This window comes from Kocuria arenosa (genome assembly GCF_042879215.1).
GTDB lineage: Bacteria > Actinomycetota > Actinomycetes > Actinomycetales > Micrococcaceae > Kocuria > Kocuria arenosa.
This window is the reverse complement of record NZ_JBHZTA010000012.1, coordinates 77,336-90,136: the sequence shown is the minus strand read 5'-3', so window position 1 is coordinate 90,136 and position 12,801 is coordinate 77,336. Positions and strand designations below refer to the sequence as shown.

The following is a 12,801-nucleotide window of genomic DNA, read 5'->3' as shown; positions in this document are numbered from 1 at the left end:
GCCAGCACCCGGTGGGTGATCGTCGCCCCGATCTGGGACTTGATGTCATCGCCCACGATCGGCACCCCGGCCTCGGCGAACTTGCCCGCCCACCCCGGGTCGGAGGCGATGAACACCGGCAGCGCGTTGACGAAGGCCACCCCGGCGTCGATCGCGGCCTGGGCGTAGAACCGGTCGGCCTCCTCCGAGCCCACCGGCAGATAGGACACCAGCACATCCACCTGCGCGTCCCGGAGCGCTTGCGCGACGTCGACGGGCTCGGCGGTGGACTCCTGGACCACCTCCCGGTAGTAGGACCCCAGCCCGTCCAGGGTGGGCCCGCGCTGGACGGTGACCCCGGTGTGCGGCACGGAGGCGAAGACCAGGGTGTTGTTCTGCGAGGCGCCGATCGCCTCGCACAGATCGAGCCCGACCTTGGCGGCGTCGACGTCGAAGGCCGCCACGAACTCGAGATCGCCCACGTGGTAGTCGCCGAAGACCACGTGCATCAGACCCGGCACGGTGGCGGTCGGGTCGGCGTCGGCGTAGAAGTGCACGCCCTGGATCAGCGAGGAGGCGCAGTTGCCGACACCGGCGACGGCCACACGAATGGGATGGTGGGACACGGGACTCCTTCGTCTGGAGGCCGACCGCGACCGACCGTGTGCCGGCGCGGCGTGCCTCCTGGGGTTGGGGGACGGGGATGTGATGGTGTGCGGACCGGGCGAAGAGCCGGGCCGGGCCGGCGGCGACCTGTCAGTGACCGCGGGCGATCCATTCCTGCAGGTGGGGGGTCTCGGCGCCGATCGTGGTGGACTCCCCGTGCCCGGTGAGCACCTCGGTGCCCTCCGGCAGGGTCAGCAGCCGGGTGCGGATGGACTCGATGATGCTGCCGAAGTCCGACCAGGGCCGACCGGTGGCGCCGGGTCCGCCCTGGAACAGGGTGTCCCCGGAGAACAGCACCCCGCTCTCCCCGAGGTCGGGGGCGAAGAAGCACACCGAACCGGGGGAGTGCCCGGGGGTGTGGAGGGCCACCAGCTGCGCTCCGGCCACCGTGAAGCGGTCGCCGTCAGCGATCTCGGCGTCGAGACCGGCGGTCGGGTGGGTCTGCTGCCACAGCATCGTGTCGGCCGGGTGCAGGTGCACGGGGGCGCGGAGGGCCTCGCGCACCTCGAGCGCGGCACCGATGTGGTCGTCGTGGCCGTGCGTCAGGAGGATCGCGCGCGTGTCGCGGATCCCCACGGCTGCCGCCACGGCAGCGGCGTCGTGGGCGGGGTCGATGACGATGCACTGCTCGTCGTCGCCGACGATCCAGACGTTGTTCTCGACCTCCCAGGTGCCCCCGTCCAGGGAGAACGTGCCCGAGGTCACCAGCCGCTCCACTCTCGCCCGTCCGGAGGAGCCGGCTCCGTTGCTCGATGCGCTGAGGGGCCGCGCGGGCTCGGGGCGTCCTCCGCCCGGCACCGGCTTCTGCCCGGAGACGCAGCCCTCGCTCATCGGGACGCCTCGCGGGGTCCGGAGGCCGGTGGGGGCGTCGTGCCGGTGCGCCAGGCCCGGATCCCGCCCCTGGACGGCGCACGGTGGACTCGGTGCATCGGGTCTTCCTCTCCGTGTCAGGCAGGGCCGCTGTCCCGGCTGGCCGGTGACCGAACGCCGGGCCTGGGCCCCTCCCGCAACTGCATGCAGCTTCTTCTCATTTGATGCAACAGGTGTCACGATGCGCAACACCTGGTGTGGGGAAAGTCTCCGGGGGATCATCTTCCCTGTCAAGGGAGCGGGGGAAGATGCCGGGGCGCGGGAGCGCGCCCGTGCCCTGCAGCGGCCTCCTCGGCCGGCGCACGTGGTCCACCGTCACCGGTGACCGCCGGCCTGTTCGTCTCCGGCCTCGTCGAGCTCCATGCGCTCGAGGATCGTGGCCGAGATCTCCTCGACGGACATGGAGGCGGAGTTGACGTGGGGGATGTCGTTCAGCGCGTACATCTCCTCGGCGTTGCGCAGTTCCCAGGAGCACTGGGCGAGCGAGGAGTAGACGGTCGACGGCCGCCGCTCCTGACGGACCTGGCTGAGCCTGAGGGGCTGCGAGGTGAGTCCGAAGCACTTCCTCAGGTGGGGTGTCACGGGGGTCGGCAGGGCCCGCCGCTCGAAGTCCTCGTCCACCAGCGGGAAGTTGGCGACGCGGATCCCGTGCTGCAGGGCCAGGTACATGGTGGTGGGAGTCTTGCCGCAGCGTGACGGGGCGATGAGGATCAGGTCGGCCCGCTCCAGCGCCCGGATGGACTGCCCGTCGTCGTGCTCCATGGCGTACTCGACCGCGGCCATCCGCGTCTGGTAGCGGATGGCGTCACCCAGCCCGTGGGCCCTGCCGGGCTGCAGGTTCGCCCGGGCGTGCAGCGCGGCTTCCAGCTGGGGGAGGTGGGCGCCGAACAGGTCCACCAAAAAGCCCCTGCTCCTGGCCAGGATGCTGCGGATGTCCGGGTCGACGACGGTGGAGAACACGACCGGCATCCGTCCGGTGGCGGCCACGGCGTCGATGCGGGCCGCCACCTGCCGCGCCCGCTCCACGGTGACGATGAACGGCACGGTGTGGCGTTCGAAGTGCTGCTCCGGGAACTGTGTGAGCAGGGTGTTGCCCAGCGTCTCGGCGGTGATTCCCGTGCCGTCCGACAGGAAGAACGCCACCGGGCAGGTGTCGGTCACTGGTGCAGGTGCCTCTCTTCTCGGTGCCCTCGGTGCCCGTGCCGGCGCGCCTGGCGCCGGCACGGGCACCGCTCACGCGGTGGGCTGGGCCGGGGTGCGGGCCAGGGACAGCCAGGTGTCGACGACGGCGTCGGGGTTCAGCGAGACGGAGTCGATGCCCTGGTCCAGCAGCCACTGGGCGAGGTCGGGGTGGTCGCTGGGGCCCTGGCCGCAGATCCCGACGTACTTGCCGCGCTCCTTGCAGGCGGAGATCGCCATCGCGAGCAGCTTCTTCACGGCCGGGTCGCGCTCGTCGAAGGAGGCGGCCACCAGCGCGGAGTCCCGGTCCAGGCCCAGGGTGAGCTGGGTGAGGTCGTTGGAGCCGATGGAGAACCCGTCGAAGTGCTCCAGGAACTGCCCGGCCAGCAGGGCGTTGGCCGGCAGCTCGCACATCATCACGATCTCCAGGCCCTCCTCCCCCCGTTCCAGGCCGTTGGCGGCCAGCAGCTCGATGACGCCCTGCGCCTCGGCCAGGGTGCGCACGAACGGGACCATGAGCTTGATGTTGGTCAGGCCCATGGCGGTGCGCACCAGGCGCACGGCCGCGCACTCCATCTCGAAGGCCGCCCGGAAGCTCTCCGACAGGTACCGTGAGGCCCCCCGGAAGCCGAGCATGGGGTTCTCCTCGGCCGGCTCGAACTCCGGCCCGCCGAGCAGGTTGGCGTACTCGTTGGACTTGAAGTCCGACAGCCGGATGATCACCGGCTCGGGGGCGAAGGCGGCTGCGATCGTGGCGATCCCCTCGGCCAGGCGCTTGACGTAGAAGTCGCGCGGACCGGCGTAGGCGGCGATCCGCTCCCGGATCTGTTCGGCGACACCGGCCGGCAGGCTCGCCTCGTCGTTCTCCAGGGCCAGCAGCGCCAGGGGGTGAATGCCGATCTGGCGGTTGATGATGAACTCCAACCGGGCCAGTCCCACCCCGTGGTGCGGCAGCTGGGCGAAGCTGAACGCCTGCTCCGGGGTGCCCACGTTCATCATCACCTTCAGCGGTGCTTCCGGCATGGATCCCAGGGCCGTCTCCTCCACGGTGTAGTCCAGCAGACCTTCGTAGACCAGACCTGCCTCGCCCTCGGCGCAGGAGACCGTCACCGGATCCCCGTCGAACAGAGTCGTAGTGGCATCGCCGGTGCCGACGACCGCGGGAATGCCCAGCTCGCGGGCGATGATGGCCGCGTGGCAGGTGCGCCCGCCGCGGTCGGTGACGATCGCGGCGGCCTTCTTCATGATCGGCTCCCAGTCCGGGTCCGTCATCGACGCCACCAGGACGTCGCCGGCCTGGAAGGAGGCCATCTGCTCGATGGAGTCCAGCACCCGCACCTGCCCGGCGCCGATGCGCTGGCCGATGGCCCGGCCCTCGGCCAGGACCCTCCCGTCCTCGTGGAGCCGGTAGCGCGTGATGCCGCCGGCCGCCCGGCGGGAGACGACCGTCTCGGGGCGGGCCTGCAGGATGTACAGCTGCCCGTCGGTCCCGTCCCTGCCCCACTCGATGTCCATGGGCCGGCCGTAGTGGTCCTCGATCGCCACCGCGTACCGGGCGAGCTGCTCGACCTCGGCGTCGGTGAGGCTGAACCGGGCGCGCAGCTTCGCCGGGACCGGAACGAATGCCACGGTCTCCCCGAGCTCCTGGGACTCCGTGTAGGTCATCTGCAGGGCCTTCTCCCCGAGCCCGCGCTTGAGCACGGCGGGTCGGCCGGCGGCCAGGGCGGGTTTGTAGACGTAGAACTCGTCCGGGTTGACCGCCCCCTGCACCACGGCCTCCCCGAGCCCGTAGGAGGAGGTGATGAACACCGCGTCGGTGAACCCTGACTCGGTGTCCATGGTGAACATCACCCCCGAGGCGCCCACGTCCGAGCGCACCATGCGCTGGATACCGGCGGAGAGGGCGACCTCGGCGTGGGTGAAGCCGTGGTGGACGCGGTAGGCGATCGCCCGGTCGTTGTACAGCGAGGCGAAGACGTCCTTGACCGCGGCCAGCACGTTCTCCACGCCCCGGACGTTGAGGTACGTCTCCTGCTGCCCGGCGAAGGAGGCATCCGGCAGGTCCTCCGCGGTCGCACTCGAGCGCACCGCCCAGGACACCTCCACCCCCTCCGGCTGGGCCCCGGCCAGCTCCTCGTACGCCGAGCGGATGTCGGCCTCCAGCGCCGCCGGCAGCGGCGCCTGACGGATCATCGAGCGGATCCTGGCGCCGGCGGCGGCCAGGGCGTTCACATCGCCGGTGTCCAGATCCTCCAGGGCCTCCTCGATCTGCGCATCCAGCCCGCCGACCCGCAAGAAGTCCCGGAAGGCGGCCGCGGTCGTGGCGAAACCTCCCGGCACGTGCACGCCGGCCGCACCCAGGTTGCGGATCAGCTCGCCCAGGGAGGCGTTCTTGCCCCCCACCTCCTCCAGGTCGGACAGATCGATCTCGGTGAACGGAAGAACATGGGTCATCAGAATCGTGCTCCTAGGGGTGCGTTCGAGCGGGCGTCGGTCGTGTCGTCGGGGAAGGCCGTGCCGGATCCTGGGCGGGTCGGACGTCGGGGACCGCGCTCGGTCCGGCCGTGCCGGTGAGGTCCCTCGTCGCTGATGGTGGCGGGCACGCCGTGGCCGGTGAGCACCGAGGTGCCCGCCGTCAGGGTGAGCAGGTCGATGGGAACGGACTCCATGACGACGTCGATGTCCGCCCAGGACGGCCCGAGGGCACCGCGGCCGCCGCGGACGAACGTGTCTCCGCGAGCCGCACGGGGCGCATGGTGCTCTCGCCCAGCTCGTGATGCGGCCCACATTTCTGTCGCCAATAGATATATCACTCATATACACAGCGCGGAAGGATGTGACGGCATCTCCTGCGGACGGCTCTTCGGGCCACCGCGGTGGGGGTAAAGGGCTGGAGCCCGCTCCCGTTGCATTCATTGCAACGGTTATGCGTTTCAATCCAGGCATCTGCACGTCTAAATCCGGTGGTGCTCGAGAAGTTATGCGAAAAGCCTTGACCGTGGTGCACATCACTTCCTACAGTGAAGCAACTCGGTTGTGATGAATGCAACAACAGGCGACCGAGGGCACCTCGACTCAACAACCGTCAGGCGCAGCGGCACTTTCCGCTTCCGCCGCCGAGGCCGGCGACGCCGAGCCCGCAGTGCAGCGCCTCCCCTGATCCGCCCCGGAGAGTCTGACCGGGAACTGCTCCACGAAAGGACGACCATGACCACCTCGCCCACCACAGCCCCCGCCGCTTCCGTCGCCGAGCTCGAGCGCCTGAAGATCCTGCACAACGGGGTCAAGCAGCAGCTGACCTTCTCCGACGCCGAGTTCGAGCGCCGCCTCACCGGCCTGCGCCGGATCATGGCCGCCCAGGACCTCGACGCCGTGATCCTGACCAGCTATCACGGCATCAAGTACTACTCCGACTTCCTCTACACCACGTTCGGCCGCAACTACGCCCTGGTCGTCACCGCCGAGGACTCCGTCACGGTCACCGCCAACATCGACGCCGGCATGCCCTGGCGCACCAGCTACGGCGAGAACATCGTCTACACCGACTGGCAGCGCGACAACTTCTACTACGGACTCCAGGAAGCCCTGCGCCAGCGCGGCGTCACCGCCCGCCGGCTCGGCGTCGAGGACGACGCCCTGCCGCTGCTGACCCGCCGGCGCATCCAGGCCGCCTTCGAGGGGGCTGAGCTGCTCGACGTCTCCCAGGACGCCATGCGCCAGCGCATGATCAAGTCCGCCGAGGAGATCGAGGTCATCAAGCACGGCGCCCGCATCGGCGACCTCGGCGGCGAGGCCATCCGCAACGCGATCCGCGAAGGCATCACCGAGTACGAGGTCGCCCTGGCCGGCACCGAGGCCATGGTCCACGAGATCGCCCGCACCTTCCCGCACCGCGAGGTCCGCGACACCTGGGTGTGGTTCCAGTCCGGGCTCAACACCGACGGCGCGCACAACTGGGCCACCACCCGCAAGCTGCAGCGCGGGGACATCCTGTCCCTGAACTGCTTCCCGATGACCTCCGGGTACTACACCGCCCTGGAGCGCACCCTGTTCCTCGGTGAGCCCGACGCCCGCTCGCGCGAGCTGTGGGAGATCAACGTCCAGGTGCACGAGCGCGGCCTGGAGCTGATCAAGCCCGGGGCGGTGTGCAAGGACATCGCCGCCGAGCTCAACGAGATCTTCATCTCCCACGGGCTGCTGGCCAACCGCACCTTCGGCTACGGCCACTCATTCGGGGTGCTGTCCCACTACTACGGCCGCGAGGCCGGCCTGGAGCTGCGCGAGGACATCGACACGGTCCTGGAGCCGGGCATGGTCGTGTCCATGGAGCCGATGATCACCGTGGCCGACGGGCTGCCCGGGGCCGGCGGCTACCGCGAGCACGACATCCTCGTCATCGGCGAGGACGGGGCGGAGAACATCACCAAGTTCCCCTACGGCCCCGAGCACAACATCATCCAGGCCTGATCCGGACGATCCCGGTGGCGCCGCCCGCGGGCGGCGCCACCGGGATCCCCGGCCTCCGTGCGCCCATCCCCGGACCCGGGGTGGCCGCACCCGGCACCACCTGCACGCCCACGCACCCGGCACACGGAAGGAACTCTGTGGTCAGCACCCGTTTCCTCGAAGACCTCGACGCGCACAGCTACGAGGAGTACGCGTCCACCGGCCACGGGCTGGTGCTCATTCCCACCGGGGCCACAGAGCAGCACGGCCCCCACATGCCGCTGGGCGTGGACGCGATGCTCTCCCGCGCCATCGCCTCGGCGGCGGCGGATGAGCTCGACGCCCTGGTGGCGCCGGCGTTCTCCTACGGCTACAAGTCCCAGCCCCGCTCCGGCGGCGGCAACCACCGCACCGGCACCACCAGCCTCTCGGCGCAGGCCCTCATCGCGCAGACCAAGGACGTCGTGCTGGAGTTCTTCCGCCACGGGATCCGCCGGGTCGCGGTGGTCAACGGCCACTTCGAGAACTACCAGTTCCTCTACGAGGGACTGGACCTCGCGGTGCGCGAAGCCCGGACCAGCGGTCTCGACGACAGCCGAGCCATGCTGCTCTCCTACTGGGACTTCGTCGACGAGCAAACCCTGGAAGCCGTCTTCCCCGACGGCTTCCTCGGCTGGGACATCGAGCACGGAGGAGTGCTCGAGACCTCGTTGATGCTCCACCTGCACCCGGACAAGGTCGACATGTCCCGGGCCCCCGACCATCCCCCCGCTGAACTGGCCCCCTACGACGTTTTCCCCGAGGACCCGGCTCGCACCCCGAGCTCCGGATGCCTCTCCTCTCCAGCAGGCGCCACCGCCCAGCGCGGCGAGCTGCTGCTCTCCACCGTCCGTTCCGGCATCGTCCGGGCGGTCACCAGCGAGTTCGGGAAGTGAGCACCACATGAAGAAGACAGACGCTACGACGGACGGGGCGACCGGAACGGTCGAGGTGCCCCGGTTCCGGGGCCGGCACATCCCGCCGTTGGACCGGGCGATCATCACCGTCCTGCCGCCCGTGCTGATCCTGGCCGTGCTGATCACCGTGACGATCAACCCCACAGGAGCGGCTGAGACCATCTCCACGGCCCGGACCTTTGTCACCGGGGACTTCACGTGGCTGTTCATCCTCTACTCCCTCGTGGCGGTCGCCGTCTGCCTGTGGCTGGCCTTCAGCCGGGTGGGCAGCATTCGCCTCGGTGGCCCGGATTCCCGGCCCGAGCACGGCAAGTTCGCCTGGTACTCGATGCTCTTCGCCTGCGGGCAGGGCATCGGCCTGATCTTCTGGTCGGTCGCCGAGCCCATCCTGCTGCGCGACGAGAACCCCGTCGTGCCCGCCGGTCCCGACGGGGCGGCCGAGGGCGCCATGGTCTGGTCCTACTTCCACTGGGGCTTCACCGCATGGGCCATGTACTGCGTGGTGGCCGTGTGCCTGGCCTATTCCCACCACAACCTCGGCAAGAGCCTCACCTTCCGCGAGGCCACCGTGGACATCTTGCCCAAGTGGTCCCAGCGCGGGGCCGGCGTCGTCGTGGAACTGCTCGCGATCATCGCCACCGTCCTGGGCCTGGCCACCTCCTTCGGCTTCGCCGCCATGCAGTTCAGCTCCGGGCTCGCCTCCTTCACCGGCCTGACCACCGGCCCGGGCATCTGGCTGCTCGTCATCCTCGGGCTGGCCGGGCTCACCGCGGCCTCCGCCTTCTTCGGCATCAACAAGGGCATGAAACGGATCAGTGAGACGAACTCGGTCCTGAGCATCGTCCTGCTGGTGGCCGTGCTCGTCTTCGGTCCCACGATCTTCATCATCTCCAACATCACCCAGACCTTCGGCTCCTTCATCGCCAACTTCGCGGCGATGAGCTTCTGGACCGACGCCGGCACCGCCGGCCAGAACATCGCCACCTGGCAGGACAGCTGGAACGGCTGGTGGACCGTGTTCATCTGGTGCTGGGTCATCGCCTTCAGCCCGTTCGTCGCCGGCTTCATCGCCCGCATCTCCCGCGGACGCACCATCCGCGAGTTCGTCATCGGCGTCACCGTGATCCCCTCCCTGATCGTCATGATCTGGATCGGGATCATCGGCTCGGCCGCCCTGCACTACGACGACCGCAGCGACCGCGGCATCTCCGCAGCCGTCGCGGCCGACACCTCCAGCGGTCTGTTCGTCATGCTGGAGTCCGTGCCCGTCATCGGCTCGCTGCTGCTCGTGGTGGCCACCATCCTCGTGGCCACCTACTACGTCACCTCCCTGGACTCCGGCGCCCACGCCCTGGCCGAGTTCGTCTCCGCGCCCCGGAGGGCCGGGCCCCTCTTCCGCGTGGTGCTCGTCGCCAGCATCGCCGCCGTGGCCCTCACGCTGCTCACCCTCGGCGGCACGGCGGTGGTCGACACGGTGCAGACCGGCACCATCATCGGGGCCTTCCCGTTCTCGTTCGTCATCCTGTTGATGATCGCGAACCTGGTCCGCCGGCTGCTCACCCGCACCGGGGAGACCGAGCGCCTGGAGCGGGAGGTCAACGACCCCTCACCGGACGCGGCCGGCGGCGGGGACGTCACGGTGGTGGAGCGGGTGGCACCGGAGCCCCCGGCCCGGCAGCCTGCGCCCGTCGGGCGGGAACCGGTCCCGGACGCGCTCGCGCGGCCGTGATCCCCGCCCGCGACCACCGGCCCTGACGGCGGCCACGGCAGGCAGCCCACCCCGGGCGCGAGCGCCGTCGCGGGGTGTCCGGGAGGCGGGACCGCAGAACACGGTCCCACCTCCCGGACACCCCGCTGTGGCGGGACCGCCCCGTGCAGGAGAATGAGTAGTCCTATGACTGAATCACCAGCCAGTGCCACCTCGCGCGAAGCCCGCGCCGCGTCCGTCGTCTCCCACGCCCTGCGGGTGCTGCGCTGCTTCTCCGTGGACGAACCGACGCTCGGGGTCACCGAGATCGCCGCGCGCGTGGGCCTGCACAAGAGCACCGTCTCCCGGCTCCTGGCCACCCTGGAGCGGGAGGACGTGGTGGAGCGCGACCCGCAGACGCGGCGCTACCGGCTCGGGCTCGGCCTGATCTCGGTGGCCGGCCCGCTGCTCGCGGAGCTGGACGAGCGGCGGGTGGCGTACCCCGTGCTGCTCGAGCTGACCGAGCGGACCAGGGAGACCAGCGCGCTGCTGGTCTGGAACGGCGACCAGGCCGTGTGCGTGGAGCAGATCCCCAGCCCGCGGCAGATCAAGCACACCACCCCGCTGGGCACCCGGTACAGCACGGCCCTCAGCTCCTCGGTGCAGCTCTTCCTCGCCGAGCAACCGGCCGAGCGGGTCCGGGCGCTGCTCCTGTCCGGCATCGTCGAGCTGCCCGACCCCACCGAGGCGAGCATCGACGTCTACCTGGAGTCCCTGCGGCAGGTCGTCGACGACGGGGTGGCCGTCAACTACGGCAAGACCTCCGTGGAGGAGGTCGGGGTCGCGGCCGCCGTCCGCGACCACCGGGACCAGCTGGTCGCCGCCGTCATGGTCGCCGCACCCCGCTACCGGGTCACGCCCGAACAGGCCGAGCTGCTCGCGGCCGCCGCCGTGGCGGCGGCCCGGGAGGTGTCCCAGCGGCTCGGCGCCTCACCGGGGACCCGCCGGACCGGGCGCGCGTCCCTGGAGGTGCGCTGACCGGGGCGCCCCTCACGCCCCGTCGGCCACGGCCCGCCCGATCGTCTCGCGCAGGATCTCGCTGGTGCCCCCGAAGATCGTCAGCAGCCGGGACGCGAGGTAGGCCTGCGCCACCGGGTAGTCGAGGATGTAGCCGTACCCGCCGTGCAGCTGGAGGCACCGGTCCGTCACGGCCTTCGCGCGCTCGCCCGCCCAGTACTTGGCCTTGGACGCGCCGACCACGTCGAGGGCCCCCGCGTTGAACGCGTGCACCGCCCGCTGCACGTAGGCCTCGACGACCTCCACCTCGACCGTCAGCTCCGCGAGCTCGAACCGGGTGTGCTGGAAGTCGAGCACCCGGGAGCCGAAGGCCGTGCGCTCGCCGGTGTACCGGAGGGTGCTCTCGAGGGTCGAGCGCGCGACGGCGCTCGCGGCCACGGCGACCGCCAGCCGCCCCTGGGGCAGCACCTGCTGGATCTGCCGCAGCCCGCCGCCCTCGGCGCCGACGAGGTTCTCGGCGGGGACCCGGACGTCCTCGAAGAACAGCTCGGCGGTGTCCGAGGCCTTGACCCCCATCTTGTCGAGCTGCTTGCCGGTCTCGTAGCCGGGGGAGTCCGCCTTGTGCACCAGGAACAGGCTGAGGCCGTCCTCCCCGGCGCGCCCGGTCCCTCCGTCCGTGCGGGCCAGGACCAGGGCGGCGTCCCCGCTGATCCCGTTGCCGATGAACGTCTTCTGGCCGGTCAGCACCCACTCGTCGCCGTCGCGCACGGCCCGGGTGCGCACCCCACGCAGGTCGGAGCCCGCGCCCGGCTCGGTCCACGCCACGGAGGTGACGAGCTCCCCCGTGAGCATGCCCGGCAGCCACCGCCGCTTCTGCTCGTCGGTGCCGTGGGCGAGCAGGTGCGGCAGCACCCAGTCGTCGTGCAGGTGCAGCGCGAGGGCCACGCCGAGGGCGGCCTGCCGGACCAGCTCCTCGTCGAGCACGGCGCGGAACCGGTAGTCCGTCAGGCCCATGCCCCCGAACTCCTCGGGCACGGCGAGGCCGAGCAGGCCCGCCTCGCCGGCGGCCGTCCACATGCTGCGGGGCATCAGGTGCTGGGCGTCCCACTCGGCGTAGTGCGGTGCCACCTCGCGGGTCGTGAACTCGCGGGCCACCTCGCGGAACTCCTCGTGCTCATCCTCGTAGAACGGCCGGTGGAAGGGCTGGGCGGCCGGGGCCTCGGTCACGGGGTGCCTCCTGTGCTGGTGGGGATCGGGTCGAACGCGGTGCGCAGCGCGGCCCAGGTCATCTCCTCGAGGGCGGCCCGGGCGACGTCGAGCCGCCCCGCGTCCTGCGGGGCGCGCAGCCGGTGCGCGGTCCGCAGGGAGTGGGGGGTCGAGTTGATGAGCCCGAAGGCGGCCTGCGCGCGCAGGGTGAGCTCCGCGACGTCGCGCGCGGGGGCGAGCTCGCGCAGGGCGTCCACCCACAGCGTCACGTAGCCGCGCTGCAGGACGCGGACCGCACGGCGGTCCTCCTCGGTGAGGTTCGGCAGCTCCCGGTCCTGCACCACGATCACGGCGGGACGGTGCAGCGCGAACTCCACCTGGAAGCAGATCAGCGCCCGCAGCCGCCGGGCCGGGTCGGGGGAGCGGGCCACCACCTCGCGGCCCCGGTCGAGCAGGTCGGAGCTGACCTCGAGCAGGACCGCGCCCAGGACGGCCTGCTTGCTCGGGAAGTGCCGGTAGACGGCGGGTCCGCTGACCCCCGCGGCAGCGCCGATGTCGTCGATCGAGACGCCGGGGTAACCGCGCTCGGCGAAGAGCGTCGCGGCGGCGGCGAGCAGGTCCTGGCGCCGCTGGGCCTTGGCCTGCCCGCGCACGGTGGTGGACGGGCCGGGGCTGCGCTCGGTCTGGGGCACGGGTCCTGCTCTCGAGTCGGATACCTGGACATTCCAGTGAGGCGCCAATAACCTGAACTCCAAGTTAGTCGAAATTAACCGAAGTGGCATCTCCGGACCGCCG

10 protein-coding genes and 1 pseudogene are annotated in these 12,801 nt (G+C 70.8%); 4 read left to right on the top strand and 7 right to left on the bottom strand.

From position 1 onward, the window contains the following. The 5 genes and pseudogenes from ACFYE3_RS16835 to ACFYE3_RS16815 form a co-directional block, all read right to left on the bottom strand. A pseudogene (locus ACFYE3_RS16835) lies at positions 1–605 on the bottom strand (inositol-3-phosphate synthase); the annotation flags it as partial. A gap of 130 nt (positions 606–735) precedes the next feature. After that, positions 736–1,350 (bottom strand): MBL fold metallo-hydrolase, encoded by a 615-nt coding sequence (locus ACFYE3_RS16830; protein ID WP_387806159.1) that lies wholly within the window; start codon positions 1,348–1,350, stop codon positions 736–738. Between the two features lie 480 nt (positions 1,351–1,830). Then, entirely contained in the window at positions 1,831–2,676 is an 846-nt protein-coding gene (locus ACFYE3_RS16825) for a pyruvate, water dikinase regulatory protein (RefSeq protein ID WP_387611003.1), read from the bottom strand. A gap of 72 nt (positions 2,677–2,748) precedes the next feature. Next, positions 2,749–5,148 (bottom strand): phosphoenolpyruvate synthase, encoded by a 2,400-nt coding sequence (gene ppsA, locus ACFYE3_RS16820; RefSeq protein ID WP_387611002.1) that lies wholly within the window; start codon positions 5,146–5,148, stop codon positions 2,749–2,751. Continuing rightward, positions 5,148–5,363, bottom strand: coding sequence for a hypothetical protein (locus ACFYE3_RS16815; RefSeq protein WP_387611000.1), 216 nt, complete (start codon positions 5,361–5,363; stop codon positions 5,148–5,150). The genes ppsA and ACFYE3_RS16815 overlap by 1 nt, the downstream gene beginning before the upstream one ends. 538 nt (positions 5,364–5,901) lie before the next feature. Here ACFYE3_RS16815 and ACFYE3_RS16810 point away from each other — a divergent pair. From ACFYE3_RS16810 to ACFYE3_RS16795, 4 genes are all read left to right on the top strand, one after another. Beyond that, entirely contained in the window at positions 5,902–7,161 is a 1,260-nt protein-coding gene (locus ACFYE3_RS16810; protein ID WP_387610999.1) for a M24 family metallopeptidase, read from the top strand. Positions 7,162–7,298: 137 nt separating this feature from the next. After that, a complete protein-coding gene (locus tag ACFYE3_RS16805; protein ID WP_387610997.1) occupies positions 7,299–8,075 on the top strand; it encodes a creatininase in 777 nt (258 codons plus the stop codon). 7 nt (positions 8,076–8,082) lie between these two features. Further along, entirely contained in the window at positions 8,083–9,825 is a 1,743-nt protein-coding gene (locus tag ACFYE3_RS16800; protein WP_387610995.1) for a BCCT family transporter, read from the top strand. A gap of 165 nt (positions 9,826–9,990) precedes the next feature. Further along, positions 9,991–10,821, top strand: a complete 831-nt coding sequence (locus ACFYE3_RS16795) for an IclR family transcriptional regulator (RefSeq protein WP_387610993.1) — start codon at positions 9,991–9,993, stop codon at positions 10,819–10,821. A 12-nt stretch (positions 10,822–10,833) separates the two neighbouring features. On the opposite strand, the gene ACFYE3_RS16790 is transcribed toward ACFYE3_RS16795, so the two are convergent. Continuing rightward, positions 10,834–12,027, bottom strand: coding sequence for an acyl-CoA dehydrogenase family protein (locus ACFYE3_RS16790; protein WP_387610992.1), 1,194 nt, complete (start codon positions 12,025–12,027; stop codon positions 10,834–10,836). Beyond that, positions 12,024–12,698 carry a TetR/AcrR family transcriptional regulator gene (locus tag ACFYE3_RS16785; RefSeq protein ID WP_387610990.1) on the bottom strand — a complete coding sequence of 225 codons (675 nt, stop codon included), beginning with the start codon at positions 12,696–12,698 and terminating at the stop codon, positions 12,024–12,026. The genes ACFYE3_RS16790 and ACFYE3_RS16785 overlap by 4 nt, the downstream gene beginning before the upstream one ends. Positions 12,699–12,801: the final 103 nt, after the last annotated feature.

What these genes read in the sequence shown, in the direction of transcription:
- ACFYE3_RS16795 (WP_387610993.1), top strand. Translation starts at nt 9,991, where the DNA reads ATGACTGAATCACCAGCCAGTGCCACCTCGCGCGAAGCCCGCGCCGCG.
- ACFYE3_RS16800 (WP_387610995.1), top strand. Translation starts at nt 8,083, where the DNA reads ATGAAGAAGACAGACGCTACGACGGACGGGGCGACCGGAACGGTCGAG.
- ACFYE3_RS16815 (WP_387611000.1), bottom strand. Translation starts at nt 5,363, where the DNA reads ATGGAGTCCGTTCCCATCGACCTGCTCACCCTGACGGCGGGCACCTCG.
- ACFYE3_RS16810 (WP_387610999.1), top strand. Translation starts at nt 5,902, where the DNA reads ATGACCACCTCGCCCACCACAGCCCCCGCCGCTTCCGTCGCCGAGCTC.
- ppsA (WP_387611002.1), bottom strand. Translation starts at nt 5,148, where the DNA reads ATGACCCATGTTCTTCCGTTCACCGAGATCGATCTGTCCGACCTGGAG.